We start from the raw sequence: 25379 nt of genomic DNA, 5'->3' as shown, positions 1-25379 counted from the left end.
CGTCGCAAAGTTGCAAGGGTTCCGCGATAGTGGGAACAGGCATTACCCTGCGGCACAAGCCCGCTGGATGCCGCGACAGAAGTAGTTTAACGCTAAACTATTCGATTCAGGGAGAGCCCAATGTCCGACAGCGCAAAGGAAGCGTTCCGCCAGGCCGCGCTGGCCTATCACGAACTGCCGAAACCCGGCAAACTCGAGATCCGCGCGACCAAGCCGCTGGCCAACGGGCGCGACCTGAGCCTCGCCTATTCGCCCGGCGTGGCGGAGGCCTGTCTGGACATCAAGGCCGACCCGACCAGCGCGGCCCGTTTCACGGCGCGGGGCAACCTCGTGGCGGTGGTTTCGAACGGCACGGCCGTGCTGGGCCTCGGCAACATCGGGGCGCTGGCCTCGAAACCGGTGATGGAGGGCAAGGCGGTGCTCTTCAAGAAATTCGCGGGCATCGACTGTTTCGACATCGAGGTGAACGAAAGCGATCCCGAGAAGCTGGCCGACATCGTCTGCGCGCTGGAGCCGACCTTCGGCGCGATCAACCTCGAGGACATCAAGGCGCCGGACTGCTTCATCGTCGAAAAGCTGTGCCGCGAGCGGATGAACATCCCGGTCTTTCACGACGACCAGCACGGCACGGCCATCGTCGTCGGCGCGGCGGCGACCAACGCGGTGCGCGTCGCGGGCAAGTCGTTCGAGGACATCAAGATCGTCTCGACCGGCGGCGGGGCGGCGGGGATCGCCTGCCTCAACATGCTGCTGAAACTGGGCGTGAAGCGCGAAAACGTCTGGCTCTGCGACATCCACGGCGTGGTCTACGAAGGCCGGGCCGAGGACATGAACCCGCAGAAGGCGTTCTATGCCCAGGCGACCGACGCACGGACACTGGACGACGTGATCGACGGGGCGGACCTGTTCCTCGGCCTGTCGGGCCCCGGCGTGCTGAAGCCGGAGCAGGTTGTGCGGATGGCCAAGCGCCCGATCATCTTCGCGCTGGCCAACCCGACGCCCGAGATCATGCCGGACGAGGCGCGCGCGGTGGTGCCGGACGCGATCATCGCGACCGGCCGGTCGGATTTCCCGAACCAGGTCAACAACGTGCTCTGCTTCCCCTTTATCTTCCGGGGCGCGCTGGACGTGGGCGCGACCGAGATCAACGACGAGATGAAGATCGCCTGCATCGAGGGCATCGCGGCGCTGGCCCGCGCGACAACCTCGGCTGAGGCGGCGGCGGCCTATCGCGGCGAGTCGATGACCTTCGGCGCGGATTACCTGATCCCCAAGCCCTTCGACCCGCGCCTGTCCGGCGTCGTGTCGACCGCCGTCGCCAAGGCGGCGATGGAGACGGGCGTGGCGACGCGCCCCCTGCCCGACCTCGTGGCCTATCGCGATCGGCTGAACTCCTCGGTGTTCCGTTCGGCCCTGCTGATGCGCCCGGTGTTCGAGGCCGCGCGCACCGCGTCGCGCCGCATCGTGTTCGCCGAGGGCGAGGATGAACGGGTGCTGCGCGCCGCGCAGGCGATTCTGGAGGAAACCACGGAACAGCCGATCCTGATCGGCCGGCCCGAGGTCATCACGCATCGCTGCGAACGCGCCGGCCTGAAGATCCGGCCGACGCAGGACTTCCACATCGTGAACCCCGAAAGCGATCCGCGTTACCGGGATTACTGGGGCACCTATCACGACCTGATGGCCCGGCGCGGCGTCACCCCCGACCTCGCCCGCGCGATCATGCGGACGAACACCACCGCCATCGGCGCGGTCATGGTGCACCGGGACGAGGCCGACAGCCTGATCTGCGGGACCTTCGGGGAATATCGCTGGCATCTGAACTACATCGAGCAGGTCCTCGGCACCGGCGGGTTGCATCCCGTCGGCGCGCTGTCGCTGATGATCCTCGAGGACGGGCCGCTGTTCCTCGCTGACACGCATATCCACAACGAACCCTGCGCCGAGGAACTGGCCGAGGTCATCATCGGCGCGGCGCGGCACGTGAAGCGGTTCGGGCTGATGCCGAATATCGCGCTGTGTGGCCGGTCGCAGTTCGGCAACCAGGACAACGAGACCGCCCGCCGCCTGCGCGGCGCGATCGAGATCCTCGACAGCGCACCCCGCGACTTCGTCTACGAAGGGGAAATGAACGTGGACACCGCGCTCGATCCTGCGTTGCGGGAAAGCGTGTTCCCCGGCAACCGGATGAAAGGCGCGGCGAACGTTCTGGTCTTTGCCCATGCCGATGCCGCGTCAGGTGTGCGCAACATCCTCAAGATGAAGGGCAACGGGCTGGAGGTCGGGCCGATCCTGATGGGCATGGGCAACCGCGCGCATATCGTGACCAACTCGATCACCTCGCGCGGGTTGCTGAACATGGCCGCCATCGCGGGCACGCCGGTCGCCCAGTACGGCTGAGCGTCAGGGCGTCAGCGGTTCGGCCGAGACTTCGTCCAGACCGGAGGCGGAGACGCGATAGGTCACGCTGCAGCCCTGAAAACCGGGGACGCCGCAGTGTGCGCCATGCGCGTCGATGACGATTTCGCTCTCATGAGCGCCTGCCGCCACGTTCCAGCCGGGGCCCTCGTAGATCTCGCGATAGTCGCCACGTCCATCCGACAGCCAGATCGAGCGGATGCAGCCGCCGGTGCCGCACCATTCCATCATCGGCTCGCCGTCGCAGGTCGCCTCGCCGTAGTCGAAGACGATGTCGCTGCCGGCCATGCCGTCCAGTTGGGTGCTGCTTTCGAAAAACTCGCCGGTCGCGAAACTGCCGGCGCAGGATGCGGCCAGACGGTCCTTCACGACCTCGGTCGGGGTATCGACCTGCATGCCCTGCGGCAGGGCAACGGGCGTCGGGCGCAGGCCCTCGGCGGCATGGGCGGTTCCGGCCGCCAGAACGGCGCCAAGTGCTATCGTCAGGGTGGTGGAGCGAAGTTTCATCTGCATCATCCTTTCAAGCGGACAACGCAAAAGCGGCGGAAAAGGTTCAATTTTCGGGCCGACGTCCAATGCGCGCCGCCGCCGAGGGACGGCGGCGCGCGGCTCCTCCCGTCCTATTTCTTGACGGTCTTGTCAGCCGGCTTGGCCGGCTTCGGCTTCTTGTCGCCCATGGGCGTGCATCCCTGAATAAGGGGCCGCGGCATGCGGTCCCTGCCGAAATCCAACTGCCTGCCAGACGAGATTCGCAAGCGACTTTCGCGACCTGTCACGAGTTGTGATCACAGCTCTGGCCGACAATTCCGGGGCGCAAAGCGCGAGAAGAAATTTTCAAGCAAAGTCAGTGCTTGTAAAAACCTGTGACCTTACGTCAAAAACCCGCTGAAAACACGCTGCCTGCGGCGTGAGGGCGCGGGCAGACGGCTTGAACGACCGACTCGCGCAGGTCTAACAGACGTGTCAGATTGCACGCACGCGGGATGGAGGAGCATGCGGATGAGCTACGCGGACGTCTACCAGAGCTGGAAGTCGGACCCCAACGGGTTCTGGATGCAGCAGGCCGAGGCCATCGACTGGATCGAGAAGCCGTCGAAGGCGCTCTTTGACGAGAACGCACCGCTGTACGAATGGTTCGTGGACGGCAAGGTCAACACTTGCTGGAACGCCGTGGACCGGCATGTCGAGAACGGGCGCGGCGCGCAGGTCGCGATCATCCACGACAGCCCGATCACCGGCACCGTGCAGAAGATCACCTTCGCCGAACTGCGCAACCGCGTCGCGATGCTGGCCGGCGCCCTTCAGGCCAAGGGCATCGAAAAGGGCGACCGTGTCATCATCTACATGCCGATGGTCCCGCAGGCGATCGAGGCGATGCTGGCCTGCACCCGGATCGGCGCGATCCATTCGGTCGTCTTCGGCGGTTTCGCCGCGCATGAACTCGCCGTCCGCATCGACGACTGCCAGCCCAAGGCGATCATCGCCGCCTCCTGCGGGTTGGAACCGGGCCGTGTGGTCCACTACAAGCCGCTGCTCGACGGCGCGATCGCGCAGGCCGAGCACAAGCCGGATTTCTGCGTGATCTTCCAGCGCGAACAGGAAGTCGCCAAGCTGGAAGAGGGCCGCGATTTCGACTGGCACGCCTTCCAGTACGGTGTCGAACCTTCGGAATGCGTTCCGGTCGAGGGCAATCACCCCGCCTACATCCTCTATACCTCCGGCACGACCGGCCAGCCCAAGGGCGTCATCCGCCCGACCGCCGGGCACCTCGTCGCGCTGAACTGGTCGATGAAGAACGTCTACAACGTCGATCCCGGCGACGTCTTCTGGGCGGCCTCGGATGTCGGCTGGGTCGTGGGCCACAGCTATATCTGCTACGGGCCCCTGATCCACGGCAACACGACCATCGTGTTCGAGGGCAAGCCGGTCGGCACCCCCGATCCGGGCACCTTCTGGCGGGTGGTCCGCGACCATGGCGTCCGCAGCTTCTTTACCGCTCCGACCGCCTTCCGCGCTGTCAAGCGCGAGGATCCCAACGGGGAATACCTGAAGAAATACGATCTGACCTGCCTCGAAACGGTCTACCTGGCCGGCGAACGCGCCGATCCGGACACGATCCACTGGGCGCAGCGGATGCTGGACAAGCCGATCATCGACCACTGGTGGCAGACGGAAACCGGCTGGTCCATCGCCGCCAACCCGGTCGGGATCGAGCTGCTGCCGGTCAAGGTCGGCTCCCCTTCCGTCGCGATGCCGGGCTACGACGTGCAGATCCTCGACGAGGCCGGGCACCAGATGAAACCGGGCGAACTGGGCGCCATCGCGGTCAAGCTGCCGCTGCCGCCGGGCACGCTGCCGACGCTCTGGAACGCGGAGGCGCGCTACAGGAAAAGCTACCTCAACACCTTCCCCGGCTACTACGAGACCGGCGATGCGGGCATGATCGACGAGGACGGCTACCTCTACATCATGGCGCGCACCGACGACGTCATCAACGTGGCGGGCCACCGCCTGTCCACCGGCGCGATGGAGGAGGTTCTGGCGAACCACCCGGATGTGGCGGAAACGGCGGTGATCGGCGTCAGCGACCCGCTGAAGGGCCAGATGCCGGTCGGCTTCGTCTGCCTGACCAAGGGCGTGAACCGGCCGCATGCGGACATCGTCAAGGAATGCGTGGCGATGGTCCGCGACCAGATCGGCCCGGTGGCGGCTTTCAAGTCGGCGGTGGTGGTGGATCGCCTGCCCAAGACCCGCTCGGGCAAGATCCTGCGCGCCACGATGGTCAAGATCGCGGACAGCGAAGACTTCAAGATGCCCGCGACCATCGACGATCCCGCGATCCTCGACGAAATCCGCGAGGCGCTGAAATCCATCGGGCTGGCCAAGGAAACCGCCTGATCCGACCCGCAGACACGGAAAGGGCGCCGGAAAACCGGCGCCCTTCCTTCATTCGAAACTCGTAAATCACATACGGTTGGCGAAGTCGTCGACCTGGCGCTCGGCTTCGTCCTTTGCGATGCCATAGCGTTCCTGAACACGGCCCACGAGCTTCTCGCGGTTGCCCTCGGCCACGTCGAGGTCGTCATTGGTCAGCTTGCCCCATTGGGACAGGGCCTCGCCTTTCAGCTGCTTCCAGTTGCCTTCGATACGATCCCAGTTCATCTCGGATCTCCTTCCTTTGTCTCCGGCGGGACACATCGTCCCGTCTTGCAGGAAAAACGCGCAGGTCCGAGGCGCGGTTCCCTCACAAATCGAGACCCCAGAATTGTCCGTTCAGGTCCTTGCCAAAGCTGTGGTGCGCCTCTTCGCGCATCAGCTGAAAGCCCGCCTGGATGTAAATCCGCCGCGCCGCGCGCAGGACGTCGTTGGTCCACAACTCAACCCGCTGATACCCCGCCCCGCGCGAAAACGTGATGACCTGATCGACCAACTGACTGCCGACACCCCGGCCCCGCGCCGCGCCTTCCACATGCAGCAGACGCAGTTGCGCGGTCCGGTCGTCCTTGCGCACCACGAATACCGCGCCAACCGGATCGCCGTCGATCTCGGCGATCCATCCGCGCTCGCAGGACGGATCATGCTGGCTCGCGAAATCGCCGAGGATCCGCGTGACCAGCGCCTCGTACTCGTGATTCCATCCATATTCCGCTGCATAAAGGCGGGACTGCTGGCGGATGACCCATCCAAGGTCGCCCGGTTCAAGCGCCCTCAGTTCGACCGGAACCGCCGGATGCGGCCGGTTGCCGAGCAGCCGCGTGATCAGCCGCATCGCCCGGATCAGCCGCGTCCGGTCCTCAGGCGTCAGAACGCCGAGCGCCGCGCTCATCTGGCGCGTCGACATGCCGTCCAGCGACCGGAACGCAGCCTGCCCCGTCTCGGTCAGCGCGATCCGCAGACGTTTCGCATTGGCCTCGGTCGGCTCACGCTCGACGACGCCCGCCTCCTCGAGCGAGGCCAGCACCCGCGACAGCTGACCGGCATCCATCCGGAGCGCGCGGGCGATGTCCGCGGCCTGCACCTGCCTGGGCCCGGTGGCGATCTCGTGGATCACGCGCGCCTGCGGCAGCGAGAAATCGCTCCGGAGCATCCGGTCGGACAGGGCATCGACGAAGCTGGTGTAGAACCGCGTGAAACGACGGGCTTCGGAGACGGCGCGGGGGAGTGATGTTGACTCGGTCATGATTGACTAAATCAACATATTCCCGAACCTGTCAAGCGGTCATCTGACGCCGAAAGGCGTCACACGAATTGTTCGGAGATCAGCCGTTCTTCGAGGCCATGGCCCGGATCGAACAGGATGCGGTGCGAGATGCTGGGCTCGGACCGTATCTCGACCTTGACCACCTCGCGCACCGACCGGCTGTCCGCGTCGGCCATCACCGGTCGCTTTTCAGGCTCCAGCACGTCGAAGGTCACATGGGCGGTCTTGGGCAGAAGCGCCCCCCGCCAGCGGCGCGGGCGATAGGCGGCCATTGCCGTCACCGCCAGCACATCCGCCCCGATCGGCAGGATCGGCCCGTGCGCCGAGTAGTTGTAGGCCGTCGACCCGGCCGGCGTCGCCACAAGCGCCCCGTCGCAGACCAGTTCCTCCAGCCGCACCTTGCCGTCCACGCTGATCCTCAGCTTGGCCGCCTGCGGCCCGGCGCGCAGCAGCGACACTTCGTTGATCGCCAGCGCCCGCCGCTCGGTCCCGTCGGTCTGCGTCGCCACCATGGACAGCGGATTGATGACCTCTTCCTCGGCCAGCGCCACCCGTTCCAGCAGCCCGTCCTCGGAATATTCGTTCATCAGGAACCCGACCGTGCCGCGGTTCATGCCATAGACCGGCGCGATCAGGTCCTGCGTCCGGTGCAGCGTGTGCAGCATGAAGCCGTCACCGCCAAGCGCGACGATGACATCCGCCTCGGCCTCGGGCACGCTGTCATAGCGCGCCAAGAGTGCGGAAAGGGCCGCCTGTGCCTCAACGGCATTGCTCGCCACGAGGGCGACTTTCAATCCCATGCTCAGCGATCCTGTTTCCCATGGCGCCCATCCGGTTCCGAAAGAAGCACATCCGCCCCGGACGCGCCAGCCCGAGTGCCGCCGATACCGTTTTCATGAAGATTATGTCGCTTACCGATCTTTTGTGGCGGCCTGTTTCCCGTTAGGAAGCGGCAACGAAACGCCCACGGAAGGACCATTCCCATGAAGGATGTCGGCTTCTTTTCCACCCCCCTCGCCGAGCGCGATCCGGAAATCTTCGACGCGATCACCAAGGAGCTCGGCCGCCAGCGCGACGAGATCGAGCTGATCGCCTCGGAAAACATCGTCTCCGCCGCCGTGCTCGAGGCGCAGGGCTCCGTCCTGACCAACAAGTACGCCGAAGGCTATCCGGGCAAGCGCTACTACGGCGGCTGCCAGTATGTGGACATCGCCGAGACGCTCGCCATCGAGCGCGCGAAGGAGCTGTTCGGCGCAGGTTTCGCCAACGTGCAGCCGAACTCCGGTTCGCAGATGAACCAGGCCGTGTTCCTGGCGTTGCTGAAACCGGGCGACACCTTCATGGGCCTCGACCTGAACTCCGGCGGGCACCTGACCCACGGCTCGCCCGTCAACATGTCGGGCAAGTGGTTCAACGTCGTGTCCTACGGCGTGCGCCAGCAGGACCAGCTCTTGGACATGGAAGACATCCGCGCCAAGGCGCTGGAGCACAAGCCCAAGCTGATCCTCGCGGGCGGCACCGCCTATTCCCGCGTCTGGGACTGGGCCGCCTTCCGCGCCATCGCGGACGAGGTCGGCGCCTACCTGATGGTCGATATGGCGCATATCGCGGGCCTCGTGGCCGGCGGCGTGCATCCCTCGCCTCTGCCCCACGCCCATGTCTGCACCACGACCACGCACAAGTCGCTGCGCGGCCCGCGTGGCGGGATGATCCTCACCAATGACGAGGAGATCGCCAAGAAGGTGAACTCCGCCGTGTTCCCCGGCCTGCAGGGCGGCCCGCTGATGCATGTCATCGCGGCCAAGGCCGTGGCTTTCGGCGAGGCGCTGAAGCCCGGCTTCAAGGACTACGCCGCGCAGGTCGTCAAGAACGCGCAGGCGATGGCCGACCAGCTGATGAAGGGCGGGATCGACGTCGTCTCCGGCGGCACCGACAACCACCTGATGCTGGCCGACCTGCGCCCCAAGAAGGTGACTGGCAAGGCCGCCGAGGCCGCGCTCGGCCGTGCGCACATCACCTGCAACAAGAACGGCGTGCCGTTTGACCCGGAAAAGCCCTTCGTGACCTCCGGCATCCGCCTTGGCACGCCCGCGGGCACCACCCGCGGCTTCGGCGAGGCCGAGTTCCGCCAGATCGCCGACTGGATCGTCGAGGTCGTCGATGGCCTCGCCGCCAACGGTGACGACGGCAACGCCGAGGTCGAGGCCAAGGTCCGGGCCGAGGTCTCCGACCTCTGCGGGCGCTTCCCGCTCTACCCCGACCTCTGATCCCCGAGAACTTTTCCGACCGGAGCAGCGTTTGTTGCTCCGGTCGAACGTCCGGCACAGGGAGCAAGAGCCTGCGCCGGACCTCCCGACAACGGTTGGGCCGGGCCCTTCACCCCTGTCGGTCGCGGCACGCCGATCTCAGAAATCGACGCTCTTCTGTTCCGGCTCGATCGCGATCAGGCGGTCGTGTTCCCGCACCATGTGCGACACCAGCAGTTGCGTGTTGCGCGACACAAGCTTGGCCCACCTGACTCCGGCGTTGTTTTCGCTCACATCGACCCTGAGCGTCAGATAATCCGAGCGGGGCAGATCCGCGCGATCTTCCACGATATGTTTCCAGACATCGTAGACGTTCGCATGGTCGCCGTCCGCGCGCGGGGACATGTCGAAATTCAGGACGTAAAGCCCGCTGTCCCCGCTCTTCCGGGGCTCCCCATCCCACTTGCTCTGGCGCGGCGTGACATTGGCGACGCGCTCGCGGACCAGGCGCTTGATATCGTCCGGATTGCCGTAGGGCCCGTTCACCGGGAAACTGATGCCGAAATAGACCTGCCAGATGATCCCGTCGTCCCGAAGGTACAAGCTGACGAGCTGGTTCGGCTGGTCGCCGCCGGGAGTCTTGTGGAAATCGACCTTGGTCAGCGTCTGCGACACCCCCAGCCCGGCCCTCAGCTTGAAGGCCTCGACGCGCTTGCTCCGCTTGAATCCCCGCTCCTCCAGCATCGGCGCGGCCTCTGACCACCCCATGCCCGGCGCGACGCCCTGCAGGGCGATACCGGGCGCGGATTGCACATCATAGGCCGGTGTGGCCTCCGCCGCCTCGGGCGCCAAGTCTGACGTCTGAAGTTCGGCCGCCAGCCGGTTGTCCTGCAGCGAGAAAAGCCCGAGCTCCGGCTGCACCGCGCCGAAAATGGCCGTGTAGCGTGGCGCATCGGGGGCGGAAAGGTAATTGAGCGCCGCCTGCGGCATGCCCTTGGTCGGGTTGGACAGCTCCACCGCGCAGTTCGCCCGGTCCGCGGACTGCCATTCCGCATCGTAGCGGAAATCGGAATCGTCGCAGGCCGGCTGGCCGAAATTCGCGATGATCTCGGGCGTCAGCGGCGATGCGGCACCCAGCGGAAAGAAGGCGGACACCCGGTAGACGGGCGCCATCTCGGTCTGGGCAGCCTCGACGTGGATCAGGTCGCCGTTTGCCGGATTCCCGTAGGCATAGGAGGTGGCAAAGACACCGACACCCGCCCCCTCGACCTCGATGTTCTTTCCATCGAGCCGGACCATGCCCCTGGCGTTCAGGGCGGTCTCCACCTCTTCGAGCGTCATGCCCGGGGCGACGCCGGACACCTCGCGCGGGGCCTTGGTCAGATCGATCTCGGCCAAGGCAGGCGAAGCGAGGAGGCTGAATAGCAATGGCAGGGCGAGCCCGCAGGCCGTTTTCATGATTTCATCCTTGTCTTCTTTTTCGGACCTCCGGACCTATCGGCAGGACATGACGAGACTTGGGCCGGCATGTGTCCGGTCCGGGACCACGGGAACAACGCCACACAACACATTGATCTGAATAGGTAAAAAATATCGCGCGGCAGTGACCCTGCAAGCAGCAGGACCCGCGACGCCACGGCGTCACGCGCCGACCCCTCTGGACAATGCGCCGCGCCGGTGGCCTGATCGCCCGCGAAAATGCCGATGGACAAACTGCAGATCGAAACCCGCTCGGATGCGTGGCTGCGCGGGCACCTTCCGCGCGGACTGCGCGGTGCCGTGCTGTTCGTCGCGCATCAGCTCTGGGCCGGGCTGTTCGGTGTGATCATCCTGGCCGCCCTGATCGTGACCAAGGCGATATGGCAGCCCGACTGGGCGCTGGCCCGCTACGACGCGCTGGTCGTGATCGCCGTTGTCACCCAGATCCTCATGCTCGCCTTCCGGCTGGAGACGCTGGACGAGGCAAAGGTGATCCTGCTGTTCCACCTGACCGGCACCGTCATGGAGTGGTTCAAGGTCGGCGCGGGCAGCTGGTCTTACCCGGAACCCGGGCTCATCAAGGCCTTCGGCGTGCCGCTCTTCACCGGGTTCATGTATGCCTCGCTCGGCAGCTACATCGCCCGCTCGCTCAGGCTCTACCGGATCGTGCTGGCACCGTTCCCGCCCTTTCCGCTGGTGGCAGTGCTGGCCGGGGCGATCTACGTGAACTTCTTCGCCCACCACTATCTGCCGGACATCCGGCTTGTCCTTTTCGCCGCGACGGTTGTCCTGTTCTTCCGCACCCGCATCTGGGTCCCGCGCCCGGACGGCCACCGCTCCGTCCCGCTTGTGCTGGCCGTGCTGATGGTTGCCGGGTTGCTCTGGATCGCCGAGAACATCGGAACGCTGACCGGAACCTGGGCCTACGCCGGTCAGGCCCGATGGGATGCCGTCAGCTTCCGCCTTGCGGGGTCGTGGTATCTGCTGGTCTACGTGGCACTGGCAACGGTGCTGCTGGTGTTCCGCGACGCCTGTCGCCCCGCCCCGCCGACCGCGCCTAAAGCCAGCCCTGCCACAGCGCGAACCCCAGGAACAGGCCGCCCATAAGCAACAGGTTGAAGGCCACGGAGCCGAGGACGGACAGGATCATGCCCTTGCGCCGGTCCGCGGTGTCGATCGCCTCCAGATGGGCCGCCAGCCGCTCGGCTTCTGCCGATACCCGGGCGGTGTCGATCTGGTGGACCAGCCGGGGATGGCCCGCGACGCGCTGCGCCTCGACCACCGCGCGGCCGGACCTGCGCAGGCGGCGCGGAATGCGGCGCCCCGCCTTGCGGAGCCCCTGCTCCAGCCCGACGTCCCGAATGCCGTACTTCGCCGCCAGCAGCTTCTCAAGCCGCTGGACATGAGCGGAAATTTCCTTGCCCCCGGTCAAGACACAGCCCCGTATTGCCCGTCTTTCCTGATAGGCCGCAGCCCGGCGTGTAACAATCGCGGGATCGGCAACAGTCTGTCGACACACTTGCGCCGGTCCCGGACCGGGTTTACCCAGTTCCCATGCTGAACACCGTCACATATGGCGCGCCCGACGGCCGTCCGCCCCTGCTGATCGCCCACGGTCTCTACGGCTCGGCCCGCAACTGGGGCGTGATCGCCAAGCGCCTGTCGGCGGACCGGCACGTGATCGCAGTCGACATGCGCAACCACGGCGACAGCCCATGGTTCGACACCCATGGCTACCGCGACATGGCCGGCGATCTGGCCGAGGTGATCGCCCCCCACGGCCGCGCCGATGTGATGGGCCATTCGATGGGCGGCAAGGCCTCGATGGTGCTGGCGCTGACCCGGCCGGAGCTGGTGAACCGGCTGATCGTCGCGGACATCGCGCCGGTCGCCTACGGCCATGCCCAGATGCAGAACATCGACGCCATGCGCGCCGTCGACCTCTCCACCATCGAGCGGCGTTCGGATGCCGATGCGCAACTGGCGCCGACGATCGACGATCCGACCCTGCGAACCTTCTTCACGCAGTCGCTCGATCTCAAGGAAAAGCGCTGGCGGCTGAACCTCGACACGCTGGCGCGCGAGATGGAAGGCATCGTCGGTTGGCCGGAAGACCTGGATGGCGCCTTTGACCGCCCCACCCTGTTCCTGACCGGGGCCGAGTCCCACTATGTGAAGCCGGAGTATCGGGACCGCATCAAGGCCCTGTTCCCCAAGGCGATCTTCCTCAAGATCCCCGGCGCCGGACACTGGCTGCATGCCGAGAAACCGCGGGAGTTCGAGGCCGCCGTTTCGGCCTGGCTGGGCCGGGACTGAACCCGGACGGGCGGGGCCTATCCGTTCACGATCCGCCGCGCGACGATCCAGGTCACCGGCAGTGCGATCACGAACCCCGCCGCAGCACCGGCAAGGATCGGCCCCAGCGTGCCGTATCCCATCGTGAGCACGGCGATCACCGCCGTCCCGGCCAGCGTCGTGCCGATCAGGCTGTAGAGGATCGAGGCAAGTCGCAGCATCGTGGTCTCCATCGCGGTCGTGGACCTGCCTTTTACATAGCAGATCCGGAATGCGATGCCTTGATCCAGATCACGCGCGGGCGCTGTCCGTCCCGGTCAATCTGCGCGATTGTAGAACTCTCCGTCGTAGGGATACTCGGTCTCGGGTTCGGGCTCCTCGACCGGCGCCGGTTCCTCGCCAATATCCACCCCGCCCTGATGTTCGTTCACCATGGCCTCGGCGATCGAGACGCCTTCCTGCGTCGTGATATAGGCTTCGATCGCGCCGATCGGGGGATTGTCGCGTTCGATATAGGCGATGGTCGCGCGCAGGATCCGCTTCATCCCCGCCTCGTCCACCGTGCCGAGCGCCTGACCGCTCAGCCCCCGCGTGCGCACCGCCCCGGTGCCCTGCGTCGAAATGCGCGGGTCGGACGCGGCCAGCTGGCGGATGTCGAAGGTCTTGTCACCGGGGATCCAGCGCGGCCCGCCCAGGTAGACGGCGGCGAACATGATCTTGGCCCGCTTCTCGTCCGTGCCGCCGACCCGCAGGGCGTCGTAGAACATCCGGTGCGTGGATTCCCATGTCGCCGAGTGGAACCCTGGCAGTTCGGTGTTCCCGATGCCGCACATCGCGTCGTGCAGCGCGGCAGCGTTGACGAATTCTGGGCTGGTCGGGCTGCCCACGATGGACGCGAACATCACCGGGATCGACGCCCCGTCCGTCAGCGTGCCGACCGGCGCGACCCATGGCCGGCCCGACCCGTCGACAAAGTTCAGGCGGCGCGAGATCGGGTAGAACCTGTAGGGCCGCCCCGGCAGCCTGACCTCCTCGTTGGACAGCCTGACAGGCGCATCGAGGAAACGGCAGACAGGCGAGGTCGAGACAGCGCAGAAGTTGCGCCCTTCGGTGGGATCGGTGCCGCCGGGTTGCAGTGTGGCGGCACATGAGGACAGGGCGAAAAGCGCCGTTGCCAGTGCAGGAAAACGCATGGGACAATCCGTGTAGGTAAATCGAACTTCAATTCACCCGACATTGCAGTTTGCCCGTCCGCCTTTCAAGCCCGACGGGCCGGAGTCCCGCTCCCATCACGCGGTTTGCCCCGCGCGGCGGCACTCTGCGTCAGGCCCTGCTGGGCGGCCAGTCCGGGTCTTCGCGCTTGATCCGCTTGGACAGGTAGACCCCGAGCGGCGTGCCTAGGACCAGGCCGACAAGGCCCGAGACGAGGATCGACGGTACAGAATAATAGCCGAGCGCGAAGGCCACGATCAGCGCCGCGCCGGCGATGCAGGCGACCGAAAGGACGCCCAAGACCCAGCTGAGACGTGTGTGCATGATGCACCTCCTTTGCCCCTGCAAAACGCTTGGGCAGGAGGCGCGGTTCCCGGCGGGGCGCCTTGCCCGCCCGGACCGTGCGCCTCAGCGCTCGAGCCGGAAGCCGAGTTTCACGCCGACCTGGAAATGCGCGACCTTGCCGTCCTCGCCGACATGGCCGCGGACCTGCGTGACCTCGAACCATTCGACGTGGCGGATCGACTCGCTGGCCGTGGAGACGGCGTTGCGGATGGCGTCGTCGATCGAGGTGGCGGACGAGCCGTAGACCTCGGTGACGGGATAGACGTGTTCTGACATGGGAAGCTCCTCCTGCGTCGGGTTTCCCTCAGCAGGTAGGGCGAAGCGGGTGGAGGTGTAGGGCGGAGGCCGGTCGCGACGGCGGGGGAGCGCCGAGGGGCGTGGGGCGTGGGGCGTTCCGGTGTCGGAGGCTTGTGGCGAGAGTGAAGCCAATCGGGGAGGGCTGCGCCTGCCTGGGCTGGCGCCAATGCGCCTGCCGGGGTGAGACGGGACAGTCGCGACATTGGCACGGCGAAAGCCGGTCGAACGGCAGCTGCAGCCCGGCCTTGGGGGCGGGCGGGGGAGGCCGGAAAAGAAGAACTTCCGCAAATATGGACGACTTAGACCCCAGAAGAATACGGCGAGACTGCGGCAAACCGGAACACATCATAAACATCCCCCCAAAAGAAAATGATCAATCGAAACGGAGTATCGGAGCAAAACTACCACATATAGACATTGAGTCGTCGCGAGTCAGCATTTGAACTACTATATATGGTAATGGAGTCCAAGACAGAGCCACTCACTGACAAGACTTGCACCGCCCGGCAAGACCGACTACATTTGGCTAAAGGAGGCTAGTGATGCCCGAAGAACTCGACATCTGGACTTACTTCGAAAAGCGGGAAGAGGAGATCGTCCAACAAAGGGCGCGGCTTCAAGAAGAGCTGTCGGCTCTTAGGCTTGCTCGAACCGCGCTTGAGACCGGTCAACGTCAAAAGCTGCAGGCCCCCGAAAGTGAAGGGCGGCTAACGATTAAGGATATGATTCGCAGTGTGCTTTTGAAGCAAAATCGCGGAGGAACATCCGATCAGATCATCAATTGGATCAACGATGCTCATGGGACTGAAGTTGCAAGGACCAGTCTGTCACCCCAGCTCTCTCGCCTCAAGGCGGATGGGGAGGTGGCACTGAACGAAGAGACAGGGCTTTGGTCGCTTACCGAAAAGTGCCGTTCAGTGATGACCTTATCGGCAGCGCCAAGTCGAGCTGCGACATCAGCATTCAAAATTCGGGACGAGTGGAAAAGGAGATAGCGAAGACGAGACACAATACATGAGAAAAGGCCAGCATTAGCTGGCCCTCCCCATCAACTCGCAAGGGTTTCCCCGAGAGCCGACTCACATCCAAACTCTCACTGAAATCCTTGCGGTAATCAATGCCATGAATCATGAGGATTTCGATATGGCGCGTTACTACGTGAACATGAACGCTCAAGCGAACGGCGACCACGAAGTGCACAAGACCGGTTGTGCGTGGATGCCCAGCGAACAGAACCGGCGATACCTTGGTGAGCATAGCAGTTGTTGGTCCGCCGTAGTGGAGGCCCAACGGCACTACCTTCAATCGAACGGCTGCTACTACTGCAGCTACACCTGCCACACCAGCTAGGATACCAAGAGATGGCTACAAACCCGCCGTCGGGAGACGGACATCGAAATGGAATGGTGAAAGGTCGTTCACAGACCAAAACACCTTCAGGTCACTTCGTTAAGCGCGACACGAAATCTGGTCGCTTCATGGACGTGAAGACCTCGAGCAAGACACCCTTTAAAGGTGTCCGAAAAGAGAAGTGAGCGGTGAGCGGCGCAAGCCGCTCACCCATCCATCTTCAACGCCGAGATAAACGCCTCCTGCGGAATATCCACCTTCCCGAACTGGCGCATCTTCTTCTTACCAGCCTTCTGCTTGTCCAGCAATTTCCGCTTCCGCGTCGCGTCGCCGCCGTAGCACTTCGCCGTCACGTCTTTTCGCAGCGCCGCCAGCGTCTCCCGCGCGATCACCTTGCCGCCTATGGCCGCCTGGATCGGGATCTTGAACATGTGGCGGGGGATCAGCTCTTTCAGCTTCTCGCACATCGCCCTGCCCCGCTGCTCGGCCCGGTCGCGGTGGACCATGATGGACAGCGCGTCGACGGGTTCGTCGTTCACGAGGATCTGCATCTTGACCAGCTTGTCCTCGCGATAGCCGACCAGCTGGTAGTCGAAGGAGGCATAGCCCTTGGTCACCGACTTCAGCCGGTCGTAGAAGTCGAAGACCACCTCGTTCAGCGGCAGGTCGTAGACCACCATCGCCCGCGCGCCGGCATAGGTCAGGTCCATCTGGATCCCGCGCCGGTCCTGGCAGAGCTTGAGCACGTCGCCGAGATACTCGTCGGGGACCATGATGGTCGCCTTGATCCGCGGCTCCTCGATATGCTCGATATGGGTGGGATCGGGCATGTCGGCGGGGTTGTGCAGCTCGATCATCTCGCCGCCGCGCATGTGGATGTGATAGATCACCGACGGCGCGGTGGTGATCAGCTCGATGTCATACTCGCGCTCGATCCGGTCGCGGATCACCTCGAGGTGCAGCAGGCCGAGGAAGCCGCAGCGGAAGCCGAAGCCGAGGGCGGCCGAGGTTTCCATCTCGAAGGTGAAGGAGGCGTCGTTCAGCGCCAGCTTCTCGATCGCGTCACGCAGGTCCTCGAATTCCGAGCTGTCGACGGGGAAGAGGCCGCAGAACACCACGGGGATCGAGGGCTTGAAGCCCGGCAGCGCGACCTCGCAGCCCTTCTTTTCCGTCGTGATCGTGTCGCCGACGCGGGTGTCGCGGACCTGCTTGATCTGCGCGGTGATATAGCCGATCTCGCCCGGCCCCAGTTCCTTGACCTCGACCATGGCGGGTTTGTAGACGCCCAGCCGGTCGATCTCGTAGACGCCGCCGGTGCGCATCATCTTGATACGCTGGCCCTTTTTCAGCACGCCGTCGATGACGCGCACGATGACGACGACGCCGAGGTAGGGGTCGTATTTCGAATCCACCAGCATCGCCTTGAGCGGCTTGTCGGCCTCGCCCTCGGGCGGCGCGGGCAGACGGGTGACGATGGCTTCCAGCACGTCGGGAATGCCGAGGCCGGTCTTGGCGGAAATCGGCACCGCTTCGGAGGCGTCGATGCCGATGACGTCCTCGATCTGCTCCTTCACCCGGCCGGGTTCGGCGGCGGGCAGGTCGATCTTGTTCAGGACCGGGACGATCTCGTGATCCGCGTCGATGGCCTGGTAGACGTTGGCGAGCGTCTGCGCCTCGACGCCCTGAGTGGCGTCGACGACCAGCAGCGAGCCTTCGACGGCCTGCATCGAGCGCGACACCTCGTAGGCGAAGTCGACGTGGCCGGGGGTGTCGATCAGGTTCAGGACGTAGGTCTTGCCGTCCTTCGCCGGGTAATCGATGCGGACGGTGTTCGCCTTGATGGTGATCCCGCGCTCCCGCTCGATATCCATCGAGTCGAGAAGCTGCTCCTGCATGTCGCGTTCGGCGACGGTGCCGGTGAGCTGGATCAGCCGGTCGGCCAGGGTGGATTTCCCGTGGTCGATGTGGGCGACGATGGAGAAGTTGCGGATCAGGGATCTGTCGGTCATGGGGCGGTGCATTATCAGAGCCGGGGTGCCTCTGGAAGATGGCTTGACGCGGGCCGCGCGTTTGATTTCGCGGCCCTGCGCGGCTAGCCTCGGGGCAGGAGGATTTCGCCTTGAACATCGCATCCTGGACTGCCGTCGGTATCGGCATCGGCACGGCCGTCGGCGTGGCGACGGACAACCTGGCCATCGGCATCAGCGTCGGGGCGGCGGCCGGGGCGGCGATAGGGGCGGCCCTGTCGGGGCGTGGCGACTGAACGGGCGGGCGCAGGACACAAACGCAAACGTGAACGCGACATCCGGTCACCCAACCCTAACGTATAGGGAAGGTGTGACACGACAGGGAGCTGCCACAATGATCACCAGACGCCATTTCATCGGAACGGGCGCCGCCGCCGCGGGCGCCACCGTCTTTCTGCCCTACGCCGCAATGGCCGCGGCCCATGCCAGCGATATGTTCAGCGCGACCGGGGGCGATGTGACGGTGCACCCCGTCGCCCATGCGTCCTTCGTGATGGAGACGCCGGTCGGCACGATCTACAACGACCCGGTCGGCGCGGCCGAGCAGTATTCCGACTTCCCCGCCCCCGACCTGATCCTGATCACCCACGAGCATGGCGATCACTACAGTGCCGAGACGCTTGAGGGCATCGTCGGGCCGACGACACAGATCGTCGCCAACCCCGCGGTGTTCGAGATGCTGCCGGACGGGCTCAAGGCGCGGGCGACCAGCATCGGGAATGGCGAGGAAACGACGGTCCTGGGTCTCAAGATCAGCGCGATCCCGGCCTACAACCTGACCGAGGACCGCCTGCAGTATCATCCGCAGGGCCGGGACAACGGCTATATCCTGAGCTTCGAGGGTCTGACCGTCTACATCGCGGGCGACACCGAGGACATCCCCGAGATGCGCGCGCTGAGCGGCATCGACGTGGCCTTCGTCCCGTTCAACCTGCCCTACACGATGGACGAGGAACAGGCGGCTTCGGCCGTGGCCGAGTTCGCGCCGAAATACGTCTATCCCTACCACTACCGCGATCTCGACGTGGACAAGTTCGCGACTCTGCTGTCCGACGCGGGCGCCTCGACCGAGGTCAAGCGCGGTCCGTGGTACGGGGAACAGACACAGGGCTGACCGTTCCTTCCCTCGGGACCGGCCAAAGATGGGGCGTGGCGCAGGCCGCGCCCCATCATCTTGTGGGCTGTGCCGGACCGCCACGGCGGGCAACCTGCGCCGCTCTGACAAATTGACTTTTCCACAGATTTATGGCGATTTACGCGCATCAAGGGTGGCCACAGGCAAGGGTCGCCCGACCAATAGATCGGCCGCGTGACAGGCGCTTCAGGCCGACAGGAGCAGAAGAAGGGGCAATGATGAAAGCCTTTACCGTTGCGGCCGTTTTCGCCGCGAGCACGTTTACTGCGGGTGCCGCCCTTGCGGGCCCGATCGACAACGCCTGCATGCGTTCGGACCGGGCCAGTGCGTCGCGCAGCCTGTGCGGCTGCATCCAGAACGTGGCGAATGCCATGCTGACCGCGCAGGACCAGCGGCTGGCGGCCAAGTTCTTCACCAAGCCGGACATGGCACAGGAAGTGCGGATGTCGAAATCGGCCTATCACAACGAATTCTGGGGCCGCTACAAGTCCTTCGGCGCCAAGGCCGCGGCCAGCTGTTCCTGACGGATCAGAGGGACGCGATCAGGCCACGGGCGCAGGTTTCCACCAGGTCCAGCGCCCCGTCGAAATCGCGCGTGTAATAGGGATCGGGCACCGCCCTGGCGCCCGTTTCCGGCGCGAACTCGGTCATCAGCCGCACGGGCACATGGTTGCCCTCCGGCCGCTGGCGCTCCACCTCGCGCCGATTGTCGGCATCCATCACCACGATCAGGTCGAACTGCAGGAAATCGCCCGGCACGAACTGCCGCGCCCTGAGCACGGACAGATCGTAACCGCGCCGCGCCGCCGCCTGCTGCATCGGCCCGTAGGGCGGCTCGCCCACATGCCAGCCGCCGGTGCCCGCACTGTCCAGCGTCAACCCCCTGCCCTCGGCCATCGCGCGGGTGACGCCTTCGGCGGCGGGCGAACGGCAGATGTTGCCCAGACATACGAATAGGATGCGGCGGGGGCTGGTCATCGGCGGCACCTCCATGCTTTGCTGAATGCCCGAGGAGGTGCCAATGGACAAGATCGTCATCCTGACCGGCGCGGGGATTTCCGCCGAAAGCGGGCTCGGCACATATCGCGGCCCCGGAGGATTGTGGAACGACAAGCGCATCGCCGCGCTGGCCACGCCCGAGGGGTTCGCGAACGACCCCGAGACATTCGCCGAATTCCACAACACCCGCCGCCTGAAGCATCTGGAGGCGCAGCCGAACGCCGCCCACGAGGCCATCGCGCGACTGGAGGCGGAATATCCCGGCGAACTGATCCTCGTCACGCAGAACGTCGACCGGCTGCACGAACGCGGCGGGGCGCAGGCCGTGCTGCACATGCACGGCGTGTCCGACGACATGAAGTGCAACGTCTGCGGCGTGAAATATCCCCAGCCCTTCGAGGTGCCCTGGGACGTGGCGAAACGCTGCGACGACTGCGGCGGCCGGCTCAGGCCCGACACCGTCTGGTTCGGCGAGATGCCCTATCACATGGACGAGATACAGGAACACCTCGCGACCTGCGACCTGTTCGCGGCCATCGGCACCAGCGGCAACGTCTATCCGGCGGCGGGCTTTGTCCGCATTGCCCGCCACGTCGGCGCGCGGACGATCGAGATCAACCTCGAGGCGTCGGAAGTCACCAGCGATTTCGACGATGTCATCCGGGGCCCGGCCAGCGAGGTCGTGCCGATGTGGGTGGACGGAATCCTGGCCAACGTGGGGCTCTGATGCTGCGGATGCGGCAGAATCACGCTGATTTGCTGGGTACGCCCCCTTTCGCCCCATTGGGCCCAAGCCTATAACTCAGGCCTGCCTGCGATCGCCGAGTCGCGGGCCTATGGGGATTCACTCGGGCAGGATCAATCACGACATGGGAATTTTCGACAAGATGCCGGGGCTTTTTTCGTCTGACATGGCGATCGACCTCGGAACTGCGAACACGCTTGTCTACGTGAAAGGCAAGGGCGTCATACTGTCGGAACCCTCTGTCGTCGCCTATCACGTCAAGGACGGCGTCAAGAAGGTGCTGGCCGTCGGTGAAGACGCGAAGCTGATGCTGGGCCGGACACCGGGCAGCATCGAGGCCATCCGCCCGATGCGCGAGGGCGTGATCGCGGACTTCGACGTGGCCGAAGAGATGATCAAGCACTTCATCCGAAAGGTGCACAAGCGCTCGACCTTCTCCAAGCCCAAGATCATCGTCTGCGTCCCGCATGGCGCGACCCCGGTTGAAAAGCGCGCGATCCGCCAGTCGGTTCTGTCGGCGGGCGCCCCCGCCGCGCGGGCCTGATCGCGGAACCGATCGCGGCGGCCATCGGGGCCGGCATGCCGATCACCGATCCGACCGGCAACATGGTCGTCGACATCGGCGGCGGCACCACCGAGGTGGCCGTCCTGTCGCTGGGCGACATCGTCTATGCCCGCTCGGTCCGCGTCGGCGGCGACCGGATGGACGAGGCCATCGTGAACTACCTGCGCCGCCAGCAGAACCTGCTGGTCGGCGAATCCACCGCCGAACGGATCAAGACCTCGATCGGCACCGCGCGGATGCCCGACGACGGGCGCGGCGCGTCCATGGAGGTGCGCGGCCGCGACCTGCTGAATGGCGTGCCGAAGCAGACCGAGATCACCCAGGCCCAGGTGGCCGAGGCGCTGGCCGAACCCGTCCAGCAGATCTGCGAGGCGGTGATGACCGCGCTCGAAGCCACCCCGCCCGATCTGGCGGCGGATATCGTCGACCGGGGCGTCATGCTGACCGGCGGCGGCGCGCTTCTGGGCGATCTGGACCTTGCCCTGCGCGAGCAGACCGGCCTGTCCGTCTCCATCGCTGACGAAAGTTTGAACTGCGTGGCGCTCGGCACCGGCAAGGCGCTGGAGTACGAAAAGCAGCTGAGGCATGCGATTGACTACGACAGTTAAGCCGTAGAGGCTGACGTCAGGTCACACCCGGAACGGCGCGCTGCGCCATCGCCAAGGGACGTTCATGGCACGCAACCGTGGACAGGACGAGGATTTCGTTACCCCGCTCCGCCGTCTGCTGGTCGGGGTGCTGGTCCTGTGTCTTGTCGCGATCTTCATCGTCTGGCGCATCGACAGCCCGCGCGTCGAACGGTTTCGCGCGCAGGTGATCGACCGTGTGATGCCTTCGTTCGACTGGGCCATGGCGCCGGTGACGGGCACGCTGAACATCCTGCGCGATTTCCAGAGCTATCACCGCATCCACGAACAGAACCGGGAGCTGCGGCGCGAGTTGCAGCAGATGAAGGCGTGGAAGGAAGCGGCACTGCAGCTGGAGCAGGAAAACGCCCGGCTGCTGGACCTGAACAACGTCCGGCTGGATCCGCGCCTCACCTATATCACCGGCGTGGTGCTGGCCGACAGCGGCTCGCCCTTCCGGCAGTCGGTGCTGCTGAACGTCGGCACGCGGGACGGGATCGTAGACGGCTGGGCGACGATGGACGGCATCGGGCTGGTCGGGCGCATCTCGGGCGTGGGCGGGGCGACCAGCCGCGTCCTGCTGCTGACCGACACCTCCAGCCGCATCCCGGTGACGATCCAGCCTTCGGGCCAGCGGGCGATCCTGTCGGGCGACAACTCGGCCACCCCGCCGATCGAGTTCATCGAGGACCCCAGCCTCGTGCGGCCCGGCGACCGGGTGATCTCCTCCGGTGACGGCGGGGTGTTTCCGGCCGGTCTGCTGATCGGTCAGGTCGCGCAGGATCCGGGCGGGCGGCTGCGCGTGCGGCTGGCGGCGGATTACGAACGGCTGGAATTCCTGCGCGTGCTGCGCCACCTCGGGACCGAGGACATCGACGATCCGGGCAGCCTCGTCTCGCCGCGTCTGATGCCCGCCGACACCGCCTCTGCGGGGGATCCCGGCAATGGCTGAGGTGGCGGGACGCCAAGGGGCCGCGCGGCGCTGGTCGATGCGGATCGCCTTCCTCGGCATCGGGCTGGGGGTGATCCTGTTCAACCTCCTGCCGCTGGAAACCACGCCACGTCGCTGGGCGGGGCCCGACCTGCTGCTGACGCTCGCCTGCGTCTGGACGCTGCGCCGCCCGGACTACGCCCCCGCGCTGGCCGTCGGGACGCTGGTCTTTCTGGCCGACCTGATGTTCCAGCGCCCGCCCGGCCTGATGGCCGCACTGGTGGTCGTGGGCTGCGAATGGCTGCGCGCCCGCGCCCGCACGACGCGCGAGATGAACTTCCTGACCGAATGGGCCGCCGCCGCCGCCGTGATGGCTGGTGTCCTGCTGGGCTACCGGGTGGCGCTGGCGATCTTCCTGACGCCGCAACCGCCGCTGGTGCTGAACCTGATGCAGCTGGTGGTCTCGGTCGCGGTCTATCCGCTGGCTGCGGTGTTCTTCGGCACCTTCATGGGGGTCCGCCGGATCTCGGCCAGCCACGACGAACTGGGACGCACGGCATGAGACGCACACCCAAGGACAGCGCCGAAAGCAGCCGCCGGATCACCCGCCGGGGCCTACTGCTCGGCGGCGCGCAGCTTGGCGTCATGGGGCTGCTCGGGGCGCGGATGCGCTACATGCAGGTCGACCAGGCCGACGAATTCCGCCTGCTGGCCGAAGAGAACCGCGTCAACATCCGCCTGATCCCGCCCGCGCGGGGCGAGATCTTTGACCGCAACGGCCGGCTGGTCGCGGGCAACGAACAGGCCTATCGCATCGTGATCACGCGCGAGGATGCGGGCGACGTGGACGCCGTGATCGACCGGCTGTCGCGGATCGTCAAACTGGACCCGGACGAGCTGGAAAAGGCCCGGACGGAAATGGCCCGCTCGGCCCCCTTCCTGCCGATCACGCTGGCCGACCGGGTCAGCTGGGACGACATCAGCCGCGTCGCCGTCAACGCCCCCGCCCTGCCCGGCATCACCCCCGAGGTGGGCCTGAGCCGCATCTATCCGCTCGGCAAGGACTTTGCCCATGTCGTGGGCTATGTCGGTCCGATTTCCGACTACGATCTGGAGCGGATGGAAGAACCCGACCAGCTGCTGCGCATCCCCCGGTTCCAGATCGGCAAGGTCGGGATCGAGTCCAAGCTGGAGGACAACCTGCGCGGCAAGGCGGGCGCCCGCCGTGTCGAGGTCAACGCCACCGGCCGCGTCATGCGCGAACTCAGCCGCCGCGAAGGCCAGCCGGGCGCGAACCTGCAGTTGACCATCGACCACATGCTGCAGAACTACGTGCAGGCCCGGATGGGCGATGACAGCGCCAGCGCGGTGGTGATGGACTGCCAGACGGGCGATCTGCTGGCCATCGGCTCCTCGCCCTCCTACGACCCCAACCTCTTCGTGCGCGGGATCTCGGTCGCGGATTACAAGGCGCTGACCGAAAACGACTATCGTCCGCTGGCGTCGAAAACCGTGCAGGGGACCTATCCGCCCGGCTCGACCTTCAAGATGGTCGCGGCGCTGGCCGGGCTCGAAGCGGGGATCATCACCGCCGAGGACACCTATTACTGCCCCGGCCACCTCGAGGTCGGCGGACGCCGTTTCCACTGCTGGAAAGGCGGCGGGCACGGGCATATGAACCTCGAAGGCTCGCTGCGCGAAAGCTGCGACGTCTACTACTACGAACTGGCGCTGGAGGTCGGGATCGAACGGATCTCCGACATGGCGCAGCGGCTCGGCATCGGCGTGCGCCACGACATACCGATGTCCGCCGTCGCGCAGGGTCTGGCACCGGACAAGGCGTGGAAAAAGGAAATCCGCGGCGAAGACTGGCTGATCGGGGACAGCGTGAACTCGGCCATCGGCCAGGGCTTCGTGCTGGCCTCGCCGCTGCAGCTGGCGGTGATGACCGCGCGGATCGCCACAGGTCACGCGGTGTCGCCACGGCTGCTGAAATCGGTCGACACGGTCGAACAACCAGATGGCAGGGGGCCGAGCCTCGGCCTGAACGAGAACCACCTGCGGCAGGTGCGCAAGGCGATGTACCAGGTGTCGAACAACCGGCGCGGCACCGCCTATTCCAACCGCATCGCCGAAGACGCTTTCCGCATGGCCGGCAAGACCGGCACCAGCCAGGTCCGCAACATCACCGCCGCCGAACGGGCGCGCGGGGTAACCCGGAACGACCAACTGCCGTGGAACCGGCGCGACCATGCGCTGTTCGTAAATTTCGCGCCCTACGACAATCCCAGGGTCGCGGTGGCCGTGGTGGTGGAACATGGCGGCGGTGGCTCGACCGCCGCGGCGCCGCTTGCGCGCGACATCACCCTGCAGGCGCTTTATGGCGACGACCCGCCGCTGACGGCCTATCCCGAAAAGGACCGCGGCCGCATCCGGTCCCAGCAGGAACGCCTGCGCGCCCTGCGCCCGGCCGACGAATCCTCGGCCAAGAGCCGGGCATGAGGGCGG

At 65.6% G+C, this 25379-nt stretch carries 25 protein-coding genes and 1 pseudogene; 14 read left to right on the top strand and 12 right to left on the bottom strand.

The genetic code is table 11. The annotated features are described in order from the left end of the window. The first annotated feature begins 120 nt into the window (after nucleotides 1-120). Entirely contained in the window at nucleotides 121-2400 is a 2280-nt protein-coding gene (locus ATO6_RS08355; protein WP_088623535.1) for an NADP-dependent malic enzyme, read from the top strand. A gap of 3 nt (nucleotides 2401-2403) precedes the next feature. On the opposite strand, the gene ATO6_RS08350 is transcribed toward ATO6_RS08355, so the two are convergent. Further along, on the bottom strand, nucleotides 2404-2925 hold the full coding sequence (locus tag ATO6_RS08350) for a hypothetical protein (RefSeq protein WP_088623534.1): 522 nt from the start codon (nucleotides 2923-2925) through the stop codon (nucleotides 2404-2406). 492 nt (nucleotides 2926-3417) lie between these two features. Here ATO6_RS08350 and prpE point away from each other — a divergent pair, with 492 nt between their 5' ends. Further along, the gene (gene prpE / locus ATO6_RS08345; protein ID WP_088623533.1) at nucleotides 3418-5316 is read left to right on the top strand and encodes a propionate-CoA ligase PrpE; all 1899 of its coding nucleotides are present in this window, start codon (nucleotides 3418-3420) and stop codon (nucleotides 5314-5316) included. 66 nt (nucleotides 5317-5382) lie between these two features. Here prpE and ATO6_RS08340 read toward each other — a convergent pair whose 3' ends face one another. The 3 genes from ATO6_RS08340 to ATO6_RS08330 all read right to left on the bottom strand — a co-directional run bounded on the left by ATO6_RS08340 (nucleotide 5383) and on the right by ATO6_RS08330 (nucleotide 7419). Beyond that, entirely contained in the window at nucleotides 5383-5580 is a 198-nt protein-coding gene (locus ATO6_RS08340; protein ID WP_088623532.1) for a CsbD family protein, read from the bottom strand. Nucleotides 5581-5662: 82 nt separating this feature from the next. Next, the gene (locus ATO6_RS08335; protein ID WP_088623531.1) at nucleotides 5663-6598 is read right to left on the bottom strand and encodes a helix-turn-helix domain-containing GNAT family N-acetyltransferase; all 936 of its coding nucleotides are present in this window, start codon (nucleotides 6596-6598) and stop codon (nucleotides 5663-5665) included. Nucleotides 6599-6657: 59 nt separating this feature from the next. Beyond that, the gene (locus ATO6_RS08330) at nucleotides 6658-7419 is read right to left on the bottom strand and encodes an NAD kinase (RefSeq protein WP_088623530.1); all 762 of its coding nucleotides are present in this window, start codon (nucleotides 7417-7419) and stop codon (nucleotides 6658-6660) included. A gap of 183 nt (nucleotides 7420-7602) precedes the next feature. On the opposite strand from ATO6_RS08330, the gene glyA reads away from it, so the two are divergent. Next, on the top strand, nucleotides 7603-8886 hold the full coding sequence (gene glyA, locus ATO6_RS08325; protein WP_088623529.1) for a serine hydroxymethyltransferase: 1284 nt from the start codon (nucleotides 7603-7605) through the stop codon (nucleotides 8884-8886). 138 nt (nucleotides 8887-9024) lie between these two features. On the opposite strand, the gene ATO6_RS08320 is transcribed toward glyA, so the two are convergent. Beyond that, nucleotides 9025-10323, bottom strand: coding sequence for a hypothetical protein (locus ATO6_RS08320; protein ID WP_088623528.1), 1299 nt, complete (start codon nucleotides 10321-10323; stop codon nucleotides 9025-9027). A gap of 246 nt (nucleotides 10324-10569) precedes the next feature. On the opposite strand from ATO6_RS08320, the gene ATO6_RS08315 reads away from it, so the two are divergent. Then, on the top strand, nucleotides 10570-11451 hold the full coding sequence (locus ATO6_RS08315; RefSeq protein ID WP_088623868.1) for a DUF817 domain-containing protein: 882 nt from the start codon (nucleotides 10570-10572) through the stop codon (nucleotides 11449-11451). Here the strand turns inward: ATO6_RS08315 and ATO6_RS08310 are convergent. Next, nucleotides 11402-11776, bottom strand: coding sequence for a hypothetical protein (locus ATO6_RS08310; RefSeq protein ID WP_088623527.1), 375 nt, complete (start codon nucleotides 11774-11776; stop codon nucleotides 11402-11404). The two genes, ATO6_RS08315 and ATO6_RS08310, sit on opposite strands and share 50 nt — an antisense overlap. Nucleotides 11777-11898: 122 nt before the next feature. Here ATO6_RS08310 and ATO6_RS08305 point away from each other — a divergent pair, with 122 nt between their 5' ends. Then, nucleotides 11899-12660, top strand: a complete 762-nt coding sequence (locus ATO6_RS08305; protein WP_088623526.1) for an alpha/beta fold hydrolase — start codon at nucleotides 11899-11901, stop codon at nucleotides 12658-12660. A 17-nt stretch (nucleotides 12661-12677) separates the two neighbouring features. On the opposite strand, the gene ATO6_RS08300 is transcribed toward ATO6_RS08305, so the two are convergent. The 4 genes from ATO6_RS08300 to ATO6_RS08285 form a co-directional block, all read right to left on the bottom strand. Then, the gene (locus ATO6_RS08300; protein ID WP_088623867.1) at nucleotides 12678-12860 is read right to left on the bottom strand and encodes a hypothetical protein; all 183 of its coding nucleotides are present in this window, start codon (nucleotides 12858-12860) and stop codon (nucleotides 12678-12680) included. A 96-nt stretch (nucleotides 12861-12956) separates the two neighbouring features. Further along, nucleotides 12957-13832 (bottom strand): DUF1353 domain-containing protein, encoded by an 876-nt coding sequence (locus tag ATO6_RS08295; protein ID WP_088623525.1) that lies wholly within the window; start codon nucleotides 13830-13832, stop codon nucleotides 12957-12959. Nucleotides 13833-13962: 130 nt separating this feature from the next. Further along, nucleotides 13963-14175 carry a hypothetical protein gene (locus tag ATO6_RS08290; protein ID WP_088623524.1) on the bottom strand — a complete coding sequence of 71 codons (213 nt, stop codon included), beginning with the start codon at nucleotides 14173-14175 and terminating at the stop codon, nucleotides 13963-13965. A gap of 84 nt (nucleotides 14176-14259) precedes the next feature. Beyond that, the gene (locus ATO6_RS08285; RefSeq protein ID WP_088623523.1) at nucleotides 14260-14472 is read right to left on the bottom strand and encodes a dodecin; all 213 of its coding nucleotides are present in this window, start codon (nucleotides 14470-14472) and stop codon (nucleotides 14260-14262) included. A 563-nt stretch (nucleotides 14473-15035) separates the two neighbouring features. Here ATO6_RS08285 and ATO6_RS08280 point away from each other — a divergent pair. Further along, nucleotides 15036-15488: a hypothetical protein gene (locus ATO6_RS08280; RefSeq protein ID WP_088623522.1), complete on the top strand. Its 453-nt coding sequence runs from the start codon at nucleotides 15036-15038 to the stop codon at nucleotides 15486-15488. A gap of 561 nt (nucleotides 15489-16049) precedes the next feature. Here the strand turns inward: ATO6_RS08280 and lepA are convergent. Beyond that, entirely contained in the window at nucleotides 16050-17852 is a 1803-nt protein-coding gene (lepA, locus tag ATO6_RS08270) for a translation elongation factor 4 (protein ID WP_088623520.1), read from the bottom strand. Between the two features lie 110 nt (nucleotides 17853-17962). On the opposite strand from lepA, the gene ATO6_RS25035 reads away from it, so the two are divergent. The 3 genes from ATO6_RS25035 to ATO6_RS08255 all read left to right on the top strand — a co-directional run bounded on the left by ATO6_RS25035 (nucleotide 17963) and on the right by ATO6_RS08255 (nucleotide 19529). After that, nucleotides 17963-18106, top strand: a complete 144-nt coding sequence (locus ATO6_RS25035; RefSeq protein ID WP_088623519.1) for a hypothetical protein — start codon at nucleotides 17963-17965, stop codon at nucleotides 18104-18106. Nucleotides 18107-18204: 98 nt separating this feature from the next. Continuing rightward, nucleotides 18205-18984 (top strand): MBL fold metallo-hydrolase, encoded by a 780-nt coding sequence (locus tag ATO6_RS08260; protein ID WP_088623518.1) that lies wholly within the window; start codon nucleotides 18205-18207, stop codon nucleotides 18982-18984. Between the two features lie 236 nt (nucleotides 18985-19220). After that, nucleotides 19221-19529, top strand: coding sequence for a hypothetical protein (locus tag ATO6_RS08255; protein WP_369597061.1), 309 nt, complete (start codon nucleotides 19221-19223; stop codon nucleotides 19527-19529). A gap of 4 nt (nucleotides 19530-19533) precedes the next feature. Here ATO6_RS08255 and ATO6_RS08250 read toward each other — a convergent pair whose 3' ends face one another. After that, nucleotides 19534-19983: a low molecular weight protein-tyrosine-phosphatase gene (locus tag ATO6_RS08250; protein WP_088623865.1), complete on the bottom strand. Its 450-nt coding sequence runs from the start codon at nucleotides 19981-19983 to the stop codon at nucleotides 19534-19536. 43 nt (nucleotides 19984-20026) lie between these two features. Here ATO6_RS08250 and ATO6_RS08245 point away from each other — a divergent pair, with 43 nt between their 5' ends. From ATO6_RS08245 to mrdA, 5 genes and pseudogenes are all read left to right on the top strand, one after another. Further along, nucleotides 20027-20731 carry an NAD-dependent deacylase gene (locus ATO6_RS08245; protein ID WP_088623517.1) on the top strand — a complete coding sequence of 235 codons (705 nt, stop codon included), beginning with the start codon at nucleotides 20027-20029 and terminating at the stop codon, nucleotides 20729-20731. Between the two features lie 142 nt (nucleotides 20732-20873). Continuing rightward, a pseudogene (locus ATO6_RS08240) lies at nucleotides 20874-21922 on the top strand (rod shape-determining protein). A 64-nt stretch (nucleotides 21923-21986) separates the two neighbouring features. After that, entirely contained in the window at nucleotides 21987-22892 is a 906-nt protein-coding gene (gene mreC / locus ATO6_RS08235) for a rod shape-determining protein MreC (RefSeq protein ID WP_088623516.1), read from the top strand. Further along, on the top strand, nucleotides 22885-23433 hold the full coding sequence (locus ATO6_RS08230; RefSeq protein WP_088623515.1) for a rod shape-determining protein MreD: 549 nt from the start codon (nucleotides 22885-22887) through the stop codon (nucleotides 23431-23433). The genes mreC and ATO6_RS08230 overlap by 8 nt, the downstream gene beginning before the upstream one ends. Beyond that, the gene (gene mrdA, locus ATO6_RS08225) at nucleotides 23430-25373 is read left to right on the top strand and encodes a penicillin-binding protein 2 (RefSeq protein ID WP_088623514.1); all 1944 of its coding nucleotides are present in this window, start codon (nucleotides 23430-23432) and stop codon (nucleotides 25371-25373) included. The genes ATO6_RS08230 and mrdA overlap by 4 nt, the downstream gene beginning before the upstream one ends. The last annotated feature ends 6 nt before the right edge of the window (nucleotides 25374-25379 follow it).

This window comes from Oceanicola sp. 22II-s10i, assembly GCF_002210105.1.
Classification (GTDB): Bacteria; Pseudomonadota; Alphaproteobacteria; order Rhodobacterales; family Rhodobacteraceae; genus Pseudooceanicola.
Note: the sequence above shows the minus strand (reverse complement) of the source record. Positions and strands in the feature narration are given on the sequence as shown.

Coding starts and splice junctions, on each gene's coding strand:
- ATO6_RS08260 (WP_088623518.1), top strand. CDS start 18,205: ATGATCACCAGACGCCATTTCATCGGAACGGGCGCCGCCGCCGCGGGC.
- ATO6_RS08285 (WP_088623523.1), bottom strand. CDS start 14,472: ATGTCAGAACACGTCTATCCCGTCACCGAGGTCTACGGCTCGTCCGCC.
- ATO6_RS08280 (WP_088623522.1), top strand. CDS start 15,036: ATGCCCGAAGAACTCGACATCTGGACTTACTTCGAAAAGCGGGAAGAG.
- ATO6_RS08335 (WP_088623531.1), bottom strand. CDS start 6,598: ATGACCGAGTCAACATCACTCCCCCGCGCCGTCTCCGAAGCCCGTCGT.
- ATO6_RS08330 (WP_088623530.1), bottom strand. CDS start 7,419: ATGGGATTGAAAGTCGCCCTCGTGGCGAGCAATGCCGTTGAGGCACAG.
- mreC (WP_088623516.1), top strand. CDS start 21,987: ATGGCACGCAACCGTGGACAGGACGAGGATTTCGTTACCCCGCTCCGC.
- glyA (WP_088623529.1), top strand. CDS start 7,603: ATGAAGGATGTCGGCTTCTTTTCCACCCCCCTCGCCGAGCGCGATCCG.
- ATO6_RS08250 (WP_088623865.1), bottom strand. CDS start 19,983: ATGACCAGCCCCCGCCGCATCCTATTCGTATGTCTGGGCAACATCTGC.
- ATO6_RS08350 (WP_088623534.1), bottom strand. CDS start 2,925: ATGAAACTTCGCTCCACCACCCTGACGATAGCACTTGGCGCCGTTCTG.
- ATO6_RS08305 (WP_088623526.1), top strand. CDS start 11,899: ATGCTGAACACCGTCACATATGGCGCGCCCGACGGCCGTCCGCCCCTG.
- mrdA (WP_088623514.1), top strand. CDS start 23,430: ATGAGACGCACACCCAAGGACAGCGCCGAAAGCAGCCGCCGGATCACC.
- ATO6_RS08315 (WP_088623868.1), top strand. CDS start 10,570: ATGGACAAACTGCAGATCGAAACCCGCTCGGATGCGTGGCTGCGCGGG.
- ATO6_RS08355 (WP_088623535.1), top strand. CDS start 121: ATGTCCGACAGCGCAAAGGAAGCGTTCCGCCAGGCCGCGCTGGCCTAT.
- lepA (WP_088623520.1), bottom strand. CDS start 17,852: ATGACCGACAGATCCCTGATCCGCAACTTCTCCATCGTCGCCCACATC.
- prpE (WP_088623533.1), top strand. CDS start 3,418: ATGAGCTACGCGGACGTCTACCAGAGCTGGAAGTCGGACCCCAACGGG.
- ATO6_RS08255 (WP_369597061.1), top strand. CDS start 19,221: ATGATGAAAGCCTTTACCGTTGCGGCCGTTTTCGCCGCGAGCACGTTT.
- ATO6_RS08245 (WP_088623517.1), top strand. CDS start 20,027: ATGGACAAGATCGTCATCCTGACCGGCGCGGGGATTTCCGCCGAAAGC.
- ATO6_RS08290 (WP_088623524.1), bottom strand. CDS start 14,175: ATGCACACACGTCTCAGCTGGGTCTTGGGCGTCCTTTCGGTCGCCTGC.
- ATO6_RS08230 (WP_088623515.1), top strand. CDS start 22,885: ATGGCTGAGGTGGCGGGACGCCAAGGGGCCGCGCGGCGCTGGTCGATG.
- ATO6_RS08320 (WP_088623528.1), bottom strand. CDS start 10,323: ATGAAAACGGCCTGCGGGCTCGCCCTGCCATTGCTATTCAGCCTCCTC.
- ATO6_RS08300 (WP_088623867.1), bottom strand. CDS start 12,860: ATGCTGCGACTTGCCTCGATCCTCTACAGCCTGATCGGCACGACGCTG.
- ATO6_RS08295 (WP_088623525.1), bottom strand. CDS start 13,832: ATGCGTTTTCCTGCACTGGCAACGGCGCTTTTCGCCCTGTCCTCATGT.
- ATO6_RS08340 (WP_088623532.1), bottom strand. CDS start 5,580: ATGAACTGGGATCGTATCGAAGGCAACTGGAAGCAGCTGAAAGGCGAG.